Source organism: Pseudomonas sp. Z1-14 (genome assembly GCF_051132005.1).
Lineage (GTDB): Bacteria > Pseudomonadota > Gammaproteobacteria > Pseudomonadales > Pseudomonadaceae > Aquipseudomonas.
In genome coordinates this window covers 4731064-4749006 of record NZ_CP071646.1, presented here as the reverse complement: position 1 = coordinate 4749006, position 17943 = coordinate 4731064, and the positions used below count along the sequence as shown (strand labels likewise).

At 61.5% G+C, this 17943-nt stretch carries 17 protein-coding genes; 12 read left to right on the top strand and 5 right to left on the bottom strand.

Annotated elements, in window-relative coordinates; translation table 11 throughout:
• Positions 1–236 precede the first annotated feature (236 nt).
• Positions 237–833, bottom strand: coding sequence for a superoxide dismutase (locus J3P89_RS21935; protein ID WP_127929573.1), 597 nt, complete (start codon positions 831–833; stop codon positions 237–239).
• 174 nt (positions 834–1007) lie between these two features.
• Complete coding sequence (locus J3P89_RS21930) at positions 1008–1610, bottom strand: LysE/ArgO family amino acid transporter (RefSeq protein ID WP_434625618.1); 603 nt, start codon at positions 1608–1610, stop codon at positions 1008–1010.
• Positions 1611–1708: 98 nt separating this feature from the next.
• Here J3P89_RS21930 and J3P89_RS21925 point away from each other — a divergent pair, with 98 nt between their 5' ends.
• The 4 genes from J3P89_RS21925 (at position 1709) to J3P89_RS21910 (ending at position 5614) form a co-directional block, all read left to right on the top strand.
• On the top strand, positions 1709–2602 hold the full coding sequence (locus J3P89_RS21925) for a LysR family transcriptional regulator ArgP (protein ID WP_434695631.1): 894 nt from the start codon (positions 1709–1711) through the stop codon (positions 2600–2602).
• A gap of 55 nt (positions 2603–2657) precedes the next feature.
• Positions 2658–3650 carry an NAD-dependent epimerase/dehydratase family protein gene (locus J3P89_RS21920; RefSeq protein WP_434695630.1) on the top strand — a complete coding sequence of 331 codons (993 nt, stop codon included), beginning with the start codon at positions 2658–2660 and terminating at the stop codon, positions 3648–3650.
• A gap of 107 nt (positions 3651–3757) precedes the next feature.
• A complete protein-coding gene (locus J3P89_RS21915) occupies positions 3758–4639 on the top strand; it encodes an ATPase (RefSeq protein ID WP_434695629.1) in 882 nt (293 codons plus the stop codon).
• A 132-nt stretch (positions 4640–4771) separates the two neighbouring features.
• Positions 4772–5614, top strand: coding sequence for a cache domain-containing protein (locus J3P89_RS21910; protein ID WP_434695628.1), 843 nt, complete (start codon positions 4772–4774; stop codon positions 5612–5614).
• 99 nt (positions 5615–5713) lie between these two features.
• Here the strand turns inward: J3P89_RS21910 and rapA are convergent, their stop codons facing one another.
• Positions 5714–8560, bottom strand: a complete 2847-nt coding sequence (gene rapA / locus J3P89_RS21905; RefSeq protein WP_434695627.1) for an RNA polymerase-associated protein RapA — start codon at positions 8558–8560, stop codon at positions 5714–5716.
• A gap of 248 nt (positions 8561–8808) precedes the next feature.
• Between rapA and J3P89_RS21900 the strand changes: the two genes are divergently transcribed.
• The 3 genes from J3P89_RS21900 (at position 8809) to ccoM (ending at position 9661) form a co-directional block, all read left to right on the top strand.
• Positions 8809–9150 carry an aspartate-semialdehyde dehydrogenase gene (locus J3P89_RS21900; protein ID WP_434569549.1) on the top strand — a complete coding sequence of 114 codons (342 nt, stop codon included), beginning with the start codon at positions 8809–8811 and terminating at the stop codon, positions 9148–9150.
• Between the two features lie 88 nt (positions 9151–9238).
• The gene (locus J3P89_RS21895) at positions 9239–9400 is read left to right on the top strand and encodes a hypothetical protein (RefSeq protein WP_434569548.1); all 162 of its coding nucleotides are present in this window, start codon (positions 9239–9241) and stop codon (positions 9398–9400) included.
• Positions 9401–9544: 144 nt separating this feature from the next.
• Positions 9545–9661 (top strand): cytochrome c oxidase subunit CcoM, encoded by a 117-nt coding sequence (gene ccoM, locus J3P89_RS21890; protein ID WP_434695626.1) that lies wholly within the window; start codon positions 9545–9547, stop codon positions 9659–9661.
• A gap of 257 nt (positions 9662–9918) precedes the next feature.
• Here the strand turns inward: ccoM and J3P89_RS21885 are convergent, their stop codons facing one another.
• Both J3P89_RS21885 and J3P89_RS21880 read right to left on the bottom strand, forming a co-directional pair.
• Positions 9919–11394 (bottom strand): inorganic phosphate transporter, encoded by a 1476-nt coding sequence (locus tag J3P89_RS21885; protein WP_305496282.1) that lies wholly within the window; start codon positions 11392–11394, stop codon positions 9919–9921.
• 359 nt (positions 11395–11753) lie between these two features.
• Positions 11754–11954 (bottom strand): hypothetical protein, encoded by a 201-nt coding sequence (locus J3P89_RS21880; protein ID WP_305496281.1) that lies wholly within the window; start codon positions 11952–11954, stop codon positions 11754–11756.
• 543 nt (positions 11955–12497) lie between these two features.
• On the opposite strand from J3P89_RS21880, the gene pcaR reads away from it, so the two are divergent.
• The 5 genes from pcaR to pcaF all read left to right on the top strand — a co-directional run bounded on the left by pcaR (position 12498) and on the right by pcaF (position 17939).
• On the top strand, positions 12498–13340 hold the full coding sequence (gene pcaR, locus J3P89_RS21875) for a pca regulon transcriptional regulator PcaR (protein ID WP_305496280.1): 843 nt from the start codon (positions 12498–12500) through the stop codon (positions 13338–13340).
• Positions 13341–13449: 109 nt separating this feature from the next.
• The gene (locus J3P89_RS21870) at positions 13450–14796 is read left to right on the top strand and encodes an MFS transporter (protein WP_305496279.1); all 1347 of its coding nucleotides are present in this window, start codon (positions 13450–13452) and stop codon (positions 14794–14796) included.
• Between the two features lie 303 nt (positions 14797–15099).
• Positions 15100–15960, top strand: coding sequence for a CoA transferase subunit A (locus J3P89_RS21865; RefSeq protein ID WP_434695625.1), 861 nt, complete (start codon positions 15100–15102; stop codon positions 15958–15960).
• Entirely contained in the window at positions 15957–16736 is a 780-nt protein-coding gene (locus tag J3P89_RS21860) for a CoA-transferase subunit beta (protein ID WP_420764441.1), read from the top strand. The genes J3P89_RS21865 and J3P89_RS21860 overlap by 4 nt, the downstream gene beginning before the upstream one ends.
• Positions 16737–17939: a 3-oxoadipyl-CoA thiolase gene (gene pcaF / locus J3P89_RS21855; RefSeq protein ID WP_434569544.1), complete on the top strand. Its 1203-nt coding sequence runs from the start codon at positions 16737–16739 to the stop codon at positions 17937–17939.
• Positions 17940–17943: the final 4 nt, after the last annotated feature.

The following is a 17943-nucleotide window of genomic DNA, read 5'->3' as shown; positions in this document are numbered from 1 at the left end:
ACTTGAGGCCTGGCGGGATTATTTATCGGATTTCAGACGCGAGGTCATTTGCACCCCGCAAAGCTAGGGGGGAGCGAGCTTATGTGGGAGCGGGCTTGCTCGCGAAAGCGGTTTATCAGTCCACTAATGCTTGTCTGTCAGACCGCTTTCGCGAGCAAGCCCGCTCCCACAGTCCAGACCATAAAAAAAGGCGCCTTCCCTCGCGGAAAAAGCGCCGTTTTTCATGGCATCACAACTTACGCAGTAAAGGTCTTGCCTTCGAACTGCTCAGCCACGAACTTCCAGTTGACCAGGTTCCAGAACGCCTCGACGTACTTCGGACGAACGTTGCGGTAGTCGATGTAGTAGGCGTGTTCCCAAACGTCGCAGGTCAGCAGCGGAGTGTCGCCGCTGGTCAGCGGGTTGCCGGCGCCGATGGTGCTGGCCAGGGCCAGGGAGCCGTCGGCCTTTTTCACCAGCCAGCCCCAACCGGAACCGAAGGTGCCGATGGAAGTCTTGCTGAATTCTTCCTTGAACTTGTCGAACGAACCGAAGGCTGCGTTGATGGCTTCAGCCAGGGCGCCGGTTGGTTGACCGCCAGCATTTGGCGCCAGGCAGTTCCAGTAGAAAGTGTGGTTCCAGACCTGAGCGGCGTTGTTGAAGATACCGCCCGAGGAAGTCTTGACGATTTCTTCCAGGGTCTTGCCTTCGAACTCGGTGCCAGGCACCAGGTTGTTCAGGTTCACGACATAGGTGTTGTGGTGCTTGTCGTGGTGGTACTCCAGAGTTTCTTTGGAGATGTGCGGCTGCAGTGCATCGTGAGGATAGGGCAGCGGCGGCAATTCGAAAGCCATGGTGATTCTCCTAATCAGGTCAGTTGCGGTGAGCGCAAGGCCGATCACGGGCGGCCAGACTAGCGCCGGGGAGTTTGTACTCTTTGCGGCGCAGGAGTCGGATCATAGCACCGGGGGTGCGGCATAACCACGCAACAACTGTGTGGAATAGAGGTTCCAGAGCGGTTTGGAATATCAGCCCGAGACGATCAGTTGCAGCGCCACGGTGAACATCATCAGCGCCACCAGCAGGTCCAGGATCCTCCACGTACTGGGTCGGGCCAGCCAGGGTGCCAGCCATGCGGCGCCGATGGCCAGGGTCGAGAACCACAGCAGCGAGGCACTGGCCGCCCCCATGACGTAGGCGCCGGGCATGCTCTGCTGGGCGCCGAGGGAGCCGATCAGCAACACGGTGTCGAGATAGACGTGGGGGTTGAGCAGCGTGACCGCGAGTGCGCTCAGCAGAACTGTTCCCAGTGAGCGCGCGGCCTGTTTTTCATCGCGCTGCAGGCTCTGTTTCGAGCAGGCGCGGCGCAGCGCCTGGGTACCGTACCAGAGCAGAAATGCGGCGCCGCCCCAGCGTGCGATTGAAAGCAGCAACGGGCTTTGCGCCAATAGCGTCGCCAGGCCGAACACGCCGGCGGCGACCAGCAACGCATCGCAGATGATGCACAAGGCAGCCACCGGCAAATGGTGCTCGCGGCGCAAGCTCTGGGCGAGCACGAAGGCGTTCTGCGTGCCAATGGCCATGATCAATCCGAGGGCGACCAGCAGCCCGTTCACATAACTTTGCCACATGACATCAATTCTCCAGCTGGATTTGCAATGCTGGCCATTCTCCGGTCCGGCGCGGTATAAGAAAAACCAATCTTGCTGATTGCTCATTAGGAGTACTGATGTTCGATTACAAACTGCTGTCTGCCCTGGCGGCCATTGTCGAGCAGGCCGGATTCGAGCGTGCCGCCCAGGTGTTGGGACTGTCGCAGTCGGCCATCTCGCAGCGGATCAAGCTTCTGGAAGCGCGTGTCGGCCAGCCCGTGCTGGTGCGTGTCACACCGCCGGTGCCCACTGAAATCGGCCGACGCCTGCTCAACCATGTGCAACAGGTTCGTTTGCTTGAACGCGACCTGCAAAGCCTGGTACCGGCGCTGGATGAGGCCGGGTTGCCGGAGCGCCTGCGAATTGCCCTGAACGCCGACAGCCTGGCTACGTGGTGGGCCGGTGCGGTGGGGGCGTTCTGTGCCGAGCGGCAGCTCTTGTTGGACCTGGTGGTGGAAGACCAGAACGTCGGCCTCAAGCGCATGCGCGCCGGGGAAGTGGCGGCCTGCGTCTGCGCCAGCGAACGGCCAGTGGCCGGCGCCCGCAGCGTATTGCTGGGGGCGATGCGCTACCGGGCGCTTGCCAGCCCTGCGTACATCGCCCGGCACTTCCCCGGCGGGGTGCGCGCCGATCAATTGGCTCGCACGCCGGCCCTGGTATTCGGCCCGGATGATTTCCTGCAACACCGTTACCTGGCTTCCCTCGGTATCGAGGGCGGTTTCGAGCACCATTTGTGCCCGTCGTCCGAAGGTTTCATCCGTCTCGCTGAAGCGGGGCTTGGCTGGGGACTGGTGCCGGAACTGCAAGTGCGCGAGCAACTGGCGCGGGGCGTGCTGGTGGAGTTGTTGCCTGACAAGCCGATTGATGTGCCGCTGTACTGGCATCATTGGCGCAATGGCGGACAGTTGCTCGGTCTGTTGACCGAGCAACTGATTCAGGCGTCCCGGCAGTGGCTGGTGCCGTTGGCCTGACTCACAGCGTCAGGATTAGACGAAGCATGCAAAACCCTAGCAATCGGAGCACTACATGAAGATTCTGGTCACCGGCGCAAGCGGCTTCATCGGCGGACGCTTCGCGCGTTTCGCCCTTGAGCAGGGCCTGGATGTACGGGTCAATGGCCGCCGGGCCGAAAGCGTCGAGCATCTGGTGCGGCGTGGCGCCGAGTTCATCCAGGGCGACCTCAGCGAGCCGATGCTGGCCCTCGATCTGTGTCGCGATATCGATGCCGTGGTGCATTGTGCCGGCTCGGTGGGGCTGTGGGGGCGCTATCAGGACTTTCACCAGGGCAACGTCCAGCTCACCGAAAACATCGTCGAGGCGTGCCTCAAGCAAAAGGTCCGGCGATTGGTGCACCTCTCCTCACCGTCGATCTATTTTGATGGCCGTGACCACTTGGGACTGACCGAAGAGCAGGTGCCAAAACGTTTCAAGCATCCCTACGCCGCCACCAAGTACCTGGCCGAACAGAAGGTCTTCGGCGCCCAGGAGTTCGGCCTGGAGGTGTTGGCGCTGCGGCCGCGCTTCGTCACTGGTGCCGGTGACATGAGCATTTTTCCGCGCTTGCTCAAGATGCAGCGCAAGGGACGACTGGCGATTGTCGGCAACGGCTTGAACAAGGTCGATTTCACCAGCATGCAGAACCTCAACGAAGCACTGCTCAGCAGCCTGCTGGCCACCGGTTCGGCCCTGGGCAAGGCTTACAACATCAGTAACGGGGCGCCCGTTCCGTTGTGGGACGTAGTCAATTATGTGATGCGGCAGATGGAAGTCCCACAAGTCAGGCGTTACCGCTCCTACGGGCTGGCCTACAGCGTTGCGGCCATGAACGAAGGGTTCTGCGCATTATGGCCGGGGCGCCCGGAGCCGACGTTGTCGCGCCTTGGCATGCAGGTGATGAACAGGAATTTCACCCTGGACATCGGTCGGGCCCGGCATTATCTCGATTACGATCCGCAAGTCAGCCTGTGGGCCGCGCTCGATGAATTTTGCGCCTGGTGGCGCGTCCAATATGCCCGCTGATCGCCCCGTCATGAACCGAGTGCCCGGTTCGGGGTCAATGGCTGCGGTGGGCGAGGGGGTTATACTCGCCGCATCGAGTCACTACCGATTTCCCAAAGGTTGAACCCATGCCCACGCGTAACGATGCCAACGACGACTTCGACGATGTACCGAGCCTGCGGATGCGGGCGGACATTCCCGATGACGATGACTTCCTGACCAACCGCCAGCCCCACGTGCAAGCGCGTCCGGCGCCTGTTGCGGCGGCCAGGGTCAAGGCACCAAGCACCGGGCCTTTGTGGGCATTGGTCGGTGCATTGTTGTGCGCCTTGGCGTTTCTCGCGTGGTGGAGTTTCCAGCAGATTTCCCTGATGGAGCAGCAGCTGGTGGCCACCCAGGAGAGCTTCGCGCGGATCAGTGAGGATGCCGCGGGCCGCCTGCAGGACATCTCCGGCAAAGTGGTTGCCGGGCAGTCCAACGTGATGAGCGACAGTGAAGCCTTGAAATTGCAGATCAAGCAGTTGGACAGCAAGCTGCAGGAGCAGGGCCGGCAATTCGACGGCAAGTTGATGGAGCAGTACAAGCAGCTGCAAGGCGCGTTCGGCCCGTCCGCCGACCTGGACAAGCAACTGGCCCAGATGATCGCCCAGGATTCCGAGCAGCAGAACGCCTACACCCAGTTGCAAGCGGCCAACACCCAGCTCCAGGCCCAGGTCAAGGCGCTGGCGGCCGAGGTCGCAACCGTGAAGAATCAGGGCGAGGGCGGCGCGCTGGATGCCCAGCTCAAGAGCATCGGTGCCGACATCACGGCCTTGAAAAGAGCCAACTCGAACTCGGCCATCGAGCGCCTGGAGCAGGACATGATCGTGCTCAAGAGTCAGCAGGAGAACCGCTCGGGCGGCAATAACGCCGAGTTCGATGCCTTCCGCGGCCAGGTCACGCGCAACATCAATACCCTGCAATCGCAGATCCAGTACCTGCAACAGCAACTGAGCAATCGGGCCCAGTAACGGGCCCTGTGGGAGCGAGCCTGCTCGCTCCCAAAGGTATTGCTGTTCGCCTGCAACCATCTCCTGAATACTCCAACATCACCTCACCCCGTCTAAGCTCTTGGAACACCAACAAGAACGAGGGGCGTGCCCATGGGGTTTATTCGAAGGCTGGCCTGGCTGGCCGCAATGCTGGCGCTGGGGCTGAACCACGCACAGGCCGCTACGCCGGATGACGGCCAGGCGGCTCGGGCGCTGTTGGAAAGGGCGTTGGCCTACTATCACGATTACGGCGACTATGCGTTCGCCGCCTTCAGCCGCCAAGGCGAATTCGTCGACAAGGACCGCTACGTGTTTGTGGTCGACACCCAAGGGGTAATGCTCGCCAGCGGCGGCCCATCGTCGGCGCTGATCGGGCGAGACGTGTCCGAGGTGTTGGGGCCGGATCTGCGCAAGGCGTTCAAGGATGCGTTGAAGACCCCGGAAGCCAGCGGCATCCAGCAGGCCGAGTATCGCTGGCAGAACTGGGCGGACGGCAAGGTCGAGCGCAAGCGTGTGTATTTCCAGCGGGTCGGCGAGCATATCCTCGCGGTTGGCTATTACTTGCCAAGGGCTTCTGCCGAACAGGCCAGGGCGCTACTGGTCAAGGCTTCGGCGGACCTGCTGAAGAGTGAGAAAGCCACGCTGACGGCGATCAATTCCCTCAAGGGCGGTTACCTTCAGGATGACCTGTACGTCTTTGTCGTTGATCTCGATACCCGCCGTTATGTCGGTCATGGCACCAATCTGCGTTTGATCAATACCGATTTTGCGAAGGTCAAGGATCCGGCTGGCAAACCGGTGGGTGAGCCGATCCTGGCAATGATGGGCAAGCAGGATGCGGGGGAATATGAGTATCGCTGGAAGAATCCGGTCACGGGGAAGGTCGAGAACAAGCATGCCTATTTGAAGAAGGCTGGGCATTTGTTGGTGGCTGTGGGGTATTACAGTCCTTGATTTCTGGGTTTCTGGGTTTCTGGGTTTCTGGGTTTCTGGGTTTTGGGTGTATATCCGTTACCGCAGCAACGGATATACACACGATCAAAGCGGTAGGAATCACCCCGCCACCAACACCCGAATCGCCTCCAGCCGCAACGCAGCCTTCTCCAGCATCGCCAACCCTTGCTCACGCTGCTGGCGCAGAGCCTCCAGTTCGCTGTCGCGTACGGTAGGGTTCACCGCTTGCAAAGCGGTCAAACGGGCCAGTTCCTCTTCGGTGTCGGCCGCCAGACGGCGTTGCGCCTCGGCCACGCGTTCGGCGTGACGCGGGGCGATCTTCTCTTCGCCGGCGTTGATCCGTGGCGAGAGCTGGTCGCGCTGGGCCTGGATGAACTTGTTGGCGCTGGCGCGGGGCACGCTTTCGAGCTGGTCGTTAAGGGTTTCGAACGACACCCGGCCCGCCAGGTCGTTGCCGTTGGCATCCAGCAGGCAGCGCAGGGCGGCCGGTGGCAGGTAGCGGCCCAATTGCAGCGAGCGCGGGGCGACCACTTCGCTGACATAGAGCAGTTCCAGCAACACGGTGCCAGGCTTGAGCGCCTTGTTCTTGATCAGCGCCACGGCGGTGTTGCCCATGGAGCCGGACAGCACCAGGTCCATGCCGCCTTGCACCATCGGATGCTCCCAGGTGATGAATTGCATGTCTTCACGAGACAGCGCCTGGTTGCGGTCATAGGTGATGGTCACGCCTTCGTCGTCGCCGAGGGGGAAACTGGCGTCGAGCATTTTTTCGCTCGGCTTGAGGATCAGTGCGTTATCGGAATGGTCCTCGCTGTCGATACCGAAGGCGTCGAACAGGGTTTCCATATAGATCGGCAGGGCGAACTGGTCATCCTGTTCAAGGATGGCCTCCACCAAAGCGTCGCCTTCGCCCGCGCCGCCGGAATTGAGCTCCAGCAGACGGTCGCGACCGGTGTGCAGCTCGGCCTCCAGGCGTTCGCGTTCGGCGCGCGCCTCGTCGATCAATGCCTGCCACTCGCCGTCGTCGGCTTCTTCCAGCAACGGCAGCAGGCGCGGGCCGAACTGATGTTGCAAGGCGTTGCCGGTCGGGCAGGTGTTGAGGAAAGCATTCAGCGCCTCGTGATACCACTGGAACAGCCGCGCCTGCGGGCTGGTTTCCAGGTACGGCACATGCAGCTCGATAGTGTGTTTCTGGCCGATCCGGTCCAGACGGCCGATCCGCTGTTCCAGCAGGTCCGGGTGCGCCGGCAGGTCGAACAGCACCAGGTGATGGGCGAATTGGAAGTTACGACCCTCACTGCCGATTTCCGAGCAGATCAGCACCTGGGCACCGAACTCTTCGTCGGCAAAGTAGGCCGCCGCGCGGTCGCGCTCAAGGATGTTCATGCCTTCATGGAACACCGTGGCCGGAATGCCGGAACGCACGCGCAGGGCGTCTTCCAGGTCCATCGCGGTTTCGGCGTGGGCGCAGATCACCAGGACCTTGGTGCGCTTGAGCATCTTCAACTGATCGATCAGCCATTCGACGCGCGGGTCGAATTTCCACCAGCGTTCTTCTTCGCCGGCTTCAGGCTGAGCCTGGAAGCTGACTTCCGGATACAGCTCGGCGTGTTCGCCCAGCGGCAGTTCCAGGTATTCGTCAGGGCACGGCAGAGGATAGGCGTGCAGCTTGCGCTCGGGGAAACCCTGGACGGCAGCGCGGGTGTTACGGAACAGCACGCGGCCGGTGCCGTGGCGGTCCAGCAGTTCGCGAACCAGGCGGGCGCTGGCTTCGATATCGCCATCGTTGACGGCGGTCAGCAGCGCTTCGCCTTCGTTGCCCAGGAAACCATGGATGGTCTGGTGGGCCTCGGGCGACAAGCGTCCCTTGTCCAGCAGCTCCTGGACGGCTTCGGCCACCGGGCGATAGTTCTCGCTTTCGGCACGGAAGGCCTGCAGATCGTGGAAGCGGTTCGGGTCCAGCAGGCGCAGGCGAGCGAAGTGGCTGTCCTGGCCCAGTTGTTCCGGGGTGGCGGTCAGCAGCAGCACGCCAGGGATGGTCTCGGCCAACTGTTCGATCAGCGCGTATTGCGGGCTGACCTGGTCTTCGTGCCACACCAGGTGGTGCGCTTCGTCGACTACCATCAGGTCCCAGCCGGCGGCGAACAGCGCGTCCTGGGCCTTTTCGTCCTCTACCAGCCATTCCAGCGCGACCAGCGCCAGTTGGGTGTCTTCGAACGGGTTGCTGGCATCACTTTCGATAAAGCGTTCTTCGTCGAACAGCGCGACCTGCAGGTTGAAGCGCCGGCGCATCTCCACCAGCCACTGGTGCTGCAAGTTTTCCGGGACCAGGATCAGGATGCGACTGGCGCGGCCGGAAAGCAGTTGCCGATGGATGATCAAGCCGGCTTCGATGGTCTTGCCCAGGCCCACTTCGTCCGCCAGCAATACCCGTGGCGCAATGCGGTCGGCGACTTCACGGGCAATATGCAACTGGTGAGCGATCGGTTGGGCACGCACGCCACCCAGGCCCCAGAGCGGCGACTGCAATTGGCGGCTGGTGTGTTCTAGCGTGTGGTAGCGCAGGGAGAACCAGGCCAGCGGATCGATCTGCCCGGCGAACAGGCGATCGCTGGCCAGGCGGAACTGGATGAAGTTCGACAGTTGGGTTTCCGGCAGCGTGACGACTTCGTTCTGCCCGTTGAGGCCGTGGTAGACCAGCAGCCCGTCGACGTCATCGACTTCGCGCACGGTCATTTTCCAGCCTTCGAAGTGAGTGATCACGTCGCCCGGCGAAAACCGCACGCGGGTGAGGGGCGCATTCCGTAGCGCGTACTGGCGAGTGTCGCCAGTGGCCGGGTAGAGCACGGTCAACAAGCGGCCGTCCTGTGCCAGAACGGTGCCCAAACCCAGCTCGGCTTCGCTGTCACTGATCCAGCGTTGCCCCGGTTGATACTGCTGCGCCATGCTGCCTGACTCCCGCCGTGAAAAAGCCGGCTATCTTAACGGAATGACGCGTCAGACCAAAGGATTTACGCACGTAACCAGCGCTCGTGACGGCTTGCCCATCAACCGGCCCAACGGAACTTAAGCGTGTTCTGCGATCAAACAAGCTTGTGTCCTCGCCCCGCGTAATGCCAACCAGCTCACAAGTTTCAGACCAGCGGTTCAAGCTGTCCTCGCCGCCGCCGACAACCTGAAGACAGGAGACCTTTATGTTGCCACCCATGCTCCCCTTGAGCGCCGTACCCATCACCGCTCAGCAGGATCCGATCCGCCCGCGACCGGATATTCCTCCCGTGGTCCCGGTACAACAAAGCTCCAACGAAAGCACCATCGACCTGCAAAAGGGTGACCCGGAGGAGGCCGCTCTGTTGCTGCGCGAAGAGCAGCGTCGCCAGCAGGAGCGCAACCGGCGCCGCCGCGAAGCTGACGAGGATCCCGAGGAGCATCTGGCCGTTCCGGGCACGGAACTGAACGCCGACAACACCGTGCCGGTCGTTCCGCTCGTCGAGGGCGAAGAGCGCCAGGGCCTATGGGTGGATATCCAGATCTGAGGTCTCGTCGACGTCGCTGGCTGGTCAACGCAACCGGTAACCCGCATCATGGGCGCATCTGCCACTCACCGTACGATGTCGACACAGCATGAGCCAAGAAGACAAACTGATTGATCTCGGTGCAGAGCGCGCAAAGCGCGTTCACGACCTCAACGAAAAACGTCTCAATGAAGTCCGCCAGGCCTTCGAGCAGGCCATGCCCTTGGGCAAGCCGAAGAAAAAATCGAAAAACAAACCGAAAAAGCGCTGAACCCCCTCGATCCATTGATATGGATCAGTTATCACCCTTCCTTTGCGCTCCGTCGCGAGCGTTATTGACCCCGGTCAATTTTCCTCCAGGCCTGATTGGTTAACTTGATCCCATCGCAACAGGGGCAAGACCAGGAGGCCAGTCATGTTTATCGATAATGTGGTGTTTGCCGGTGTGTTGACGGTCGGCCTCATGTTCGTGTTTTTGGCAGGGTTTGGATTATTCATCTGGAAAGACGCACACAAGCGCAAAAAGCCGTAGGTTTTTTCCGGCGACAACGAGCACGCAAGGCATTTGGGCGACTTCGGTCGCCCTTTTTTTGCGCCAGTTTTCAAGTCCACACCAAACGCCGCCCCTGTGGGAGCGAGCCTGCTCGCGAAGGCGGTGTGTCAGTTGATGAAGATGTCGGAGGTGATGGCTCTTCGCGAGCAGGCTCGCTCCCACAAGTTGTTCAATGTCAGGGCATAAAAAAAGGTGCGAACCGCAAGGAACGCACCTTTTTCACGAGCCGCTGAAACTCAGCTGCCGATGGCCTTCGACGCCAGCCAGAACAGTGCCGCCGACAGGCCCACCGTCGCTGGCAGGGTCAGCACCCAGGCCAGCAGGATGGTCTGGACCGTGCCGCCCTGCAGGCCGCTCTTGTTGGCCACCATCGTGCCCGCCACGCCGGAAGACAGCACATGGGTGGTGGAAACCGGCAGGCTGAAGATATTCGCTGCGCCGATCATGCAGGCCGTGGTGATCTGCGCCGACATGCCTTGAGCGTAGGTCATGCCTTGCTTGCCGATCTTCTCGCCGATGGTCAGTACCACGCGCTTCCAGCCGACCATGGTGCCCAGGCCGAGTGCCAGGGCAACCGCCAGGATTACCCAGAACGGGGCGTATTCGGTGGTCGCGGTCAGGTCCTTGCGCAGCTTGTTCAGGTCGTCTTTTTCACGGGCTGCCAGGCCAGGCAACTTGCCGACCTTTTTCGCCGTGTCGTCCAGGCAAAGCAGGTAGCGGCGTACTTCGATGCGGCTTTCCGACGGCAGCGAGTGGTAATCCGCCACGCCTTTGAGGGTGTCGAGCAGCGCATTGATGGTCGGTTCGGTCTGCTGCGGGTTGCAGCGGAACTTCTCCGGCAGGTCGCCTTCGACGCTCTTGCCCAAGGCCAGGAATTCACCCAGCGACTCGTTGTTGCGCTTGTAGAACTGGCTCAGGTGCAGCGTCGCGTCGCGGGTGCGCTCGATCTGGTAGGTAGTGCTGTTCAGGTCGAGTACGAACTGTGCGGGCACGATACCGATCAGCACCAGCATGATCAGGCCGATGCCTTTCTGGCCATCGTTGGAACCGTGGACGAAGCTGACGGCCATGGCGGAAATCACCAGTACCAGGCGATTCCAGAACGGCGGATGTTTCTTGTCGTCGATCTTGCGGCGCTGTTCCGGCGTCTTGTGCATCTTCGACAGCGGGCGCCACCATTTCAGGCTGAGCAACACCAGGGCCGCGATCAGGAAGCCGGCCATCGGCGAGAACACCAGGGAGGCGCCGATATCGATCGCTTTCTGCCAGTTCACCCCGTCGGCCAACGGGATATCGTTGATCAGCGCATTGGCCAGGCCCACGCCGAGGATCGAGCCGATCAGCGTATGGGAGCTGGACGCCGGGATACCGAAGTACCACGTGCCGAGGTTCCAGGTGATGGCCGCCGCGAGCAGCGAGAACACCATGGCCAAGCCGTGTCCGGTGTTCACATTGATCAGCAGCTCCACGGGCAACAGGTGAACGATGGCGTACGCCACCCCCACGCCACCCAGCAGTACGCCGAGGAAATTGAACACACCGGAAAAGAACACCGCCAGGTGAGGCGGCATGGCTTTGGTGTAGATAACAGTGGCAACCGCGTTAGCGGTGTCATGAAAGCCGTTGATGAACTCGAAGGCGAGGACAAAAGCCAGGGCGAGCAAGAGGCTCACGAGCACCCAAGCATCCAGTCCGCTGAATAAATCGATCATGAAGGTTTTCTGACCCGGTCATAAGGGGGCGCGATTATGCCAGAAAACCTCGCTAATCGATGCATCGCCTGCTCATCGGTAACATTCTTCAACGAAATAACCGGCAGGAAGCCGTGCAGGCCGGGGTTTTGAATGGGCTGCGCAACCCTTTGATTTCGGGATGAAATGCCGGCTGGCAAGGTTCTGCGCAAGGCGCGAGGGGGCCGGGGCGGGCGCCTGAAAATCTGAAAAAAGAAAATCAGCGGTGAATGTCCGCCGACCGATGGTGCAGAGAATGACGGCCCGCTTTTGGCGGGCCCTCGCTTTCGGCGTCCGACCAGGGTGTGGCCGGACACGCTACGGAACTCAAGCCCGGAGAATCATTCTTCCTCGGCCTTGAGTTCTTTTTCCATCTTTTGCAGTTCCTGGCTGAACGCCTGGTCCTGAACAGTGGCGCGTTTGCGCCAGGGTTTGCGTTCCGGTTCAGGTTGCGCGGCGTAGGTGGTGATTTCTCCGCCGTAAACTTCCTTGTAACGTTGTTCCTGGCGCTCAAGTTCCGCGCGCAGTTCGTCTTTCGTCACATGATTACCTAATGAATTGAAATTGATCTGGTGATACGCACTGCATGTACGCGATGCAGACGGCCACGGCACCAGAGCTGATAGCTGACGTAGCATCAGGGTTTCGCATATTGCCGATACGGGAGACGCGGCCAGGCTGCTGACACAACAAAACCATTGTGCCCGCGGAAGGAGTCGATCCATTGGCCGATCCGCCACTGACGCGCATTATAGCGGTCCGCCGCAATAACACTAGCAAAGTTAAAGTACCGGGTTACCGGTGTGAATCAATATTGCATAAGTGTTGCTAGTTGTGCGGCACGTATCACAAGTGTCGATATCCTGACGTCATCTTCATATGACAAGTTCATTATTCTTTGTCGCTGTTCAAGTTCGTCGTCCAAGGTGCTTGCTGGAAAAACGCAAAAAACGGCAAGACTGGCAGGCGCCTGCTGATTGCGATTATCGACCGCCGGTTCGATAATCGCACGGTGTTGATGGGTCGACACTTGTCTGTCCGACGGGCAGCCGCTTGTAATAGCCGTCATTCCGGGAGAACCAGAGATGAACGACCAATTGCGCAACGCCTTCACTTCAGTAGCGCCGCCGATCGTCGCTTCGCCGGCCAAGCGGATCCAGGCCCTGACCGGTGACCCGGACTTCATGACCTCGCTGGCCCGTGGACTGGCCGTGGTCCAGGCATTCCAGGAGCGCAAGCGTCACCTGACCATCGCCCAGATCAGCCACCGCACCGAAATTCCCCGCGCGGCGGTGAGGCGCTGCCTGCACACGTTGATCAAGCTCGGCTACGCCACCACCGACGGACGGACCTATTCGCTGTTGCCCAAAGTGCTGACCCTGGGCCATGCCTATCTGTCATCGACACCGCTGGCGGTTTCTGCCCAACCCTACCTGGACCGCATGAGCGAACAGCTGCACGAGGCCTGCAACATGGCGACGCTGGAAGGCGATGACATCCTTTACATCGCCCGGTCGGCCACGACCCAACGGCTGATTTCGGTCGATCTGTCCGTCGGTGGCCGCCTGCCAGCTTATTGCACGTCAATGGGCCGGATTTTGCTGGCGGCACTGGATGACGCGTCGCTGCGTGATTATCTCGAGCATGCCGACCTGCAGGCCAAGACCAGCCGCACCCTGCACACGCCCGAGGCGTTGCTCGAATGCCTGCAACAGGTCCGGCAGCAGGGTTGGTGCATTGTCGATCAGGAACTGGAACAGGGCCTGCGCTCGATTGCCGTGCCGGTATACGATGCTTCGGGCCAGGTGGTGGCGGCCCTGAACGTCAGCACCCATGCCGGACGGGTCAGCCGCAACGAGCTGGAGCAGCGCTTTTTGCCTGGCCTGCTCGGGGCCAGCCGGGACCTGAGCGCGCAACTGTTCACTTAAGCTGTTCGATAAACGCACACACTCCGCTTCGGTGAATTGACGGTATTTGCCCGGGCTCATTAATGTCGCGCAGCGTCATCTGGCGTTTCTTGCGTGGAATAAAAATAAAATGAACCAGCCCCAGACCTCCGTAGGCACCTGCCTCGATGTGCAGTCCTTCATCAATGCCCAGCCCATTTCTCGTTACCAATGGCGAGTGGTCATTCTCTGTTTCCTGATCGTTTTCCTCGACGGCCTCGACACCGCGGCCATGGGATTCATCGCCCCGGCGCTTTCCCAGGATTGGGGCATCAACCGGGCCAGCCTTGGCCCGGTGATGAGCGCAGCGCTGATCGGCATGGTATTCGGCGCACTGGGTTCCGGCCCATTGGCTGACCGTTTCGGACGAAAAATCGTATTGGTGGGGGCGGTCGTGTTGTTCGGCGCTTTCAGCCTGGCCTCGGCCTTCTGTACCAACGTCGACCAACTGCTGGTGCTGCGTTTCCTGACCGGCCTGGGATTGGGGGCCGGGATGCCGAATGCCACGACCTTGCTCTCGGAATACACCCCGGAACGCAAGAAGTCCCTGCTGGTCACCAGCATGTTCTGCGGCTTCAACCTGGGTATGGCCGGCGGCGGTTTCATCTCCGCCAAGCTGATACCGGCGTTCGGCTGGCACAGCTTGCTGCTGATCGGCGGCGTGCTGCCGTTGATCCTGGCGGTGGTGCTGGTGTTCTGGCTGCCGGAGTCGGCGCGTTACCTGGTGGTGCGTAACCGTGGCACCGACAAGGTGCGCAAGACCCTGGCGCCGATCGACCCGCCGACCATCGCCCAGGCGGCCAGCTTCAGCGTGCCCGAACAGAAGACCGTAAAAGCGCGCAACGTGCTGGCGGTGATCTTTTCCGGTACCTACAGCGCCGGCACCCTGTTGTTGTGGTTGACGTATTTCATGGGGCTGGTGATCGTCTATCTGCTGACCAGTTGGCTGCCGACGCTGATGCGCGACAGCGGCGCGAGCATGGAGCAGGCGGCGTTCATCGGCGCGCTGTTTCAGTTCGGCGGCGTGTTGAGCGCAGTCGGGGTGGGTTGGGCGATGGACCGCTTCAATCCGCACAAGGTCATCGGCATTTTTTACCTGATGGCCGGGGTGTTTGCCTACGCAGTGGGGCAGAGCCTGGGCAACATTACCTTGCTCGCCACCCTGGTACTGGTGGCCGGCATGTGCGTCAACGGCGCGCAATCGGCGATGCCGTCCCTGGCGGCGCGGTTCTACCCAACCCAGGGCCGGGCCACCGGGGTGTCGTGGATGCTGGGCATCGGCCGGTTCGGCGCAATTCTCGGCGCGTGGATGGGCGCGACGTTGTTGGGGTTGGGCTGGAACTTCGAACAGGTCCTGACCGCGCTGGTGATTCCAGCGGCATTGGCGACCGCGGCGGTCGTTATCAAAGGCATGGTCAGCCATGCGGATGCGACCTGACTTTTTCTCTGAAGCTGAATCTGCACCTGTGGCGAGGGAGCTTGCTCCCGCCGGGGCGCGAAGCGGCCCTGTTTTTTGGGGGCTGCTTTGCAGCCCAGCGGGAGCAAGCTCCCTCGCCACAGGCCCTGCGTTGTTGCAGGACAGAGTAAATCGATAGCTACGCAACAATCTGTTCGATAAACGAACACTCTGTCGATTATCGGATTGTTTGGCGTTTTTCCCCGGCTTAATCTTCAGTCACCCAGGCGCTGAACCTCGCGCCTCTTTTTCATGTCGGTCTACTGGATAACGGGAGCCTGCCCCATGGCTGAAATCCTTTCGCTGCACGACGCGGTGAAGCAGTTCGTCAACGACGGCGATACCGTCGCGCTCGAAGGCTTCACGCACCTGATCCCGACGGCGGCGGGTCATGAAATCATTCGTCAGGGCAAGAAGGACCTGACCCTGGTGCGCATGACGCCTGACCTGATCTACGACCAGTTGATCGGCGCCGGTTGTGCTCGCAAGCTGATTTTTTCCTGGGGCGGCAATCCTGGCGTGGGTTCCTTGCACCGGCTGCGCGATGCGGTCGAAAAGCAATGGCCGCATCCGCTGGAAATCGAGGAGCACAGCCACGCCGACCTGGCCAATGCCTACGTTGCCGGCGCCTCCGGCCTGCCGTTCGCGGTGCTTCGGGCCTACGCCGGCTCCGACCTGCCGAAGGTCAATCCGCTGATCAAGAGCGTCACCTGTCCCTTCACCGGGGAAGTGCTTGCCGCCGTGCCGTCGGTGCGACCGGACATTACCGTGATCCACGCACAGAAGGCCGACCGCAAGGGCAACGTGTTGCTGTGGGGCATCCTCGGTGTGCAGAAAGAAGCGGCCCTGGCGGCCAAGCGTTGCATTGTCACCGTGGAGGAAATCGTCTACGACCTGAACGCGCCGATGAATGCCTGCGTGCTGCCAACCTGGGCCTTGAGCGCGGTATGTCATGTACCGGGTGGCGCGCATCCGTCCTACGCTCACGGCTACACCGAGCGTGACAATCGTTTCTACCAGGCGTGGGATCCTATCGCCCGGGACCGTGAGACATTTACCGCATGGATTGACGAGTACATCCATGGCACCAGGGATTTCAGTGAATTCCAGGCCCGGCTGGCGGCCGCTTCGCAGGTGAAACCATGACCTATTCCACCAATGAGATGATGACCGTCGCCGCGGCCCGTCGGCTAAAGAACAACGCCGTGTGTTTCGTTGGCATCGGCCTGCCGTCGAAAGCGGCCAACCTGGCGCGGCTGACTTCGTCGCCTGATGTAGTCCTGATCTACGAGTCCGGTCCGATCGGCGCCAAGCCCAGCGTATTGCCGCTGTCCATCGGCGACGGTGAACTGGCGGAAACCGCGGACACCGTCGTACCCACCGGTGAGATTTTTCGCTACTGGCTGCAGGGCGGGCGCATCGACGTCGGCTTCCTCGGCGCGGCCCAGGTGGACCGGTTCGGCAACATCAACACCACCGTGGTCGGCGATTATCATCAGCCGAAAGTCCGTTTGCCGGGGGCCGGTGGCGCGCCGGAAATCGCCGGCTCGGCGAAAAGTGTGTTGATCATCCTCAAGCAATCGGCGCGTTCGTTTGTCGACAAGCTGGACTTCATCACCTCGGTCGGTCACGGCGAAGGCGGTGATTCGCGCAAGCGCCTGGGCCTGCCGGGCGCTGGCCCCGTAGGGATCATCACTGACCTGTGCATCATGGAACCGGAAGCCGGCAGCCATGAGTTCGTGGTCACTTCGCTGCACCCCGGGGTGACCCGTGAGCAAGTGATTGCCGCCACCGGCTGGGCGATCCGTTTCGCCGACCAGGTGCAGACCACCGCCGAACCGACCGAGGTCGAGTTGCGCGCATTGCGCGACCTTGAGGCCCGTACCGCTGCGGCCCACGGCCAGACTCCAGGAGAAGCCTGAATGCGTGACGTTTTTATCTGTGATGCGATTCGAACCCCCATCGGCCGGTTCGGCGGCAGCCTGTCCGCGGTGCGTGCCGATGACCTGGCGGCCGTGCCGATCAAGGCGCTGATGGAACGCAACCCATCGGTGGATTGGCGCGCGGTGGACGAAGTGTTCCTCGGCTGCGCCAACCAGGCCGGTGAAGACAACCGCAACGTCGCGCGCATGGCCTTGTTGCTTGCCGGTCTGCCGGAGAGCATCCCGGGCGTGACGGTCAACCGCCTCTGCGCCTCGGGCATGGACGCTATCGGCACGGCGTTTCGTGCCATTGCCAGCGGCGAAATGGAGCTGGCCATCGCCGGCGGCGTCGAATCGATGTCCCGCGCGCCGTTCGTGATGGGCAAGGCCGATGCGGCGTTCTCACGCAACATGAAGCTGGAGGACACGACCATTGGCTGGCGCTTCATCAACCCGCTGATGAAAGCCCAGTACGGCGTTGATGCAATGCCGCAGACCGCTGATAACGTGGCGGATGACTACGCGGTGTCCCGCGCAGATCAAGACGCCTTTGCCGTGCGCAGCCAGCAGCGTGCGGCGGCGGCCCAGGCGGCGGGATTTTTTGCCGAAGAAATCGTGCCGGTTCGCATCGCCCACAAAAAGGGCGAAACGGTGGTCGAGCAGGACGAGCATCCACGCGCCGACACCACGTTGGAAACCTTGGGCCGACTCAAACCGGTCAACGGCCCGGACAAGACCGTGACCGCCGGCAACGCGTCGGGCGTGAATGACGGGGCGGCGGCGCTGATCCTCGCGTCCGCCGAAGCGGTGAAGAAACACGGCCTGACCCCCAGAGCCAGAGTGCTGGGCATGGCCAGCGCCGGCGTCGCGCCACGGGTGATGGGCATCGGCCCGGTGCCGGCGGTGCGCAAACTGACTGAGCGCCTGGGCCTGGCGGTTGCCGATTTTGACGTGATCGAGCTTAACGAAGCCTTTGCCAGCCAGGGCCTGGCGGTGTTGCGCGATCTTGGGCTGGCGGACGATGCACCGCACGTCAATCCGAACGGTGGCGCCATTGCCTTGGGCCACCCACTGGGCATGAGCGGGGCGCGGCTGGTGATGACAGCGCTGCATCATCTGGAAAAGACCGGCGGCAAGAAAGGCCTGGCGACCATGTGCGTCGGCGTCGGCCAAGGTCTGGCACTGGCTATCGAACGCGTCTGACGGG

Bases quoted from the DNA above. Each gene is read 5' to 3' on its own strand.
- pcaF (WP_434569544.1), top strand. From the start codon at position 16,737: ATGCGTGACGTTTTTATCTGTGATGCGATTCGAACCCCCATCGGCCGG.
- ccoM (WP_434695626.1), top strand. From the start codon at position 9,545: ATGTTTATCGATAATGTGGTGTTTGCCGGTGTGTTGACGGTCGGCCTC.
- pcaR (WP_305496280.1), top strand. From the start codon at position 12,498: ATGAACGACCAATTGCGCAACGCCTTCACTTCAGTAGCGCCGCCGATC.
- J3P89_RS21930 (WP_434625618.1), bottom strand. From the start codon at position 1,610: ATGTGGCAAAGTTATGTGAACGGGCTGCTGGTCGCCCTCGGATTGATC.
- J3P89_RS21915 (WP_434695629.1), top strand. From the start codon at position 3,758: ATGCCCACGCGTAACGATGCCAACGACGACTTCGACGATGTACCGAGC.
- J3P89_RS21910 (WP_434695628.1), top strand. From the start codon at position 4,772: ATGGGGTTTATTCGAAGGCTGGCCTGGCTGGCCGCAATGCTGGCGCTG.
- J3P89_RS21900 (WP_434569549.1), top strand. From the start codon at position 8,809: ATGTTGCCACCCATGCTCCCCTTGAGCGCCGTACCCATCACCGCTCAG.
- J3P89_RS21860 (WP_420764441.1), top strand. From the start codon at position 15,957: ATGACCTATTCCACCAATGAGATGATGACCGTCGCCGCGGCCCGTCGG.
- J3P89_RS21885 (WP_305496282.1), bottom strand. From the start codon at position 11,394: ATGATCGATTTATTCAGCGGACTGGATGCTTGGGTGCTCGTGAGCCTC.
- J3P89_RS21935 (WP_127929573.1), bottom strand. From the start codon at position 833: ATGGCTTTCGAATTGCCGCCGCTGCCCTATCCTCACGATGCACTGCAG.
- J3P89_RS21925 (WP_434695631.1), top strand. From the start codon at position 1,709: ATGTTCGATTACAAACTGCTGTCTGCCCTGGCGGCCATTGTCGAGCAG.
- J3P89_RS21895 (WP_434569548.1), top strand. From the start codon at position 9,239: ATGAGCCAAGAAGACAAACTGATTGATCTCGGTGCAGAGCGCGCAAAG.
- J3P89_RS21870 (WP_305496279.1), top strand. From the start codon at position 13,450: ATGAACCAGCCCCAGACCTCCGTAGGCACCTGCCTCGATGTGCAGTCC.
- rapA (WP_434695627.1), bottom strand. From the start codon at position 8,560: ATGGCGCAGCAGTATCAACCGGGGCAACGCTGGATCAGTGACAGCGAA.
- J3P89_RS21865 (WP_434695625.1), top strand. From the start codon at position 15,100: ATGGCTGAAATCCTTTCGCTGCACGACGCGGTGAAGCAGTTCGTCAAC.
- J3P89_RS21920 (WP_434695630.1), top strand. From the start codon at position 2,658: ATGAAGATTCTGGTCACCGGCGCAAGCGGCTTCATCGGCGGACGCTTC.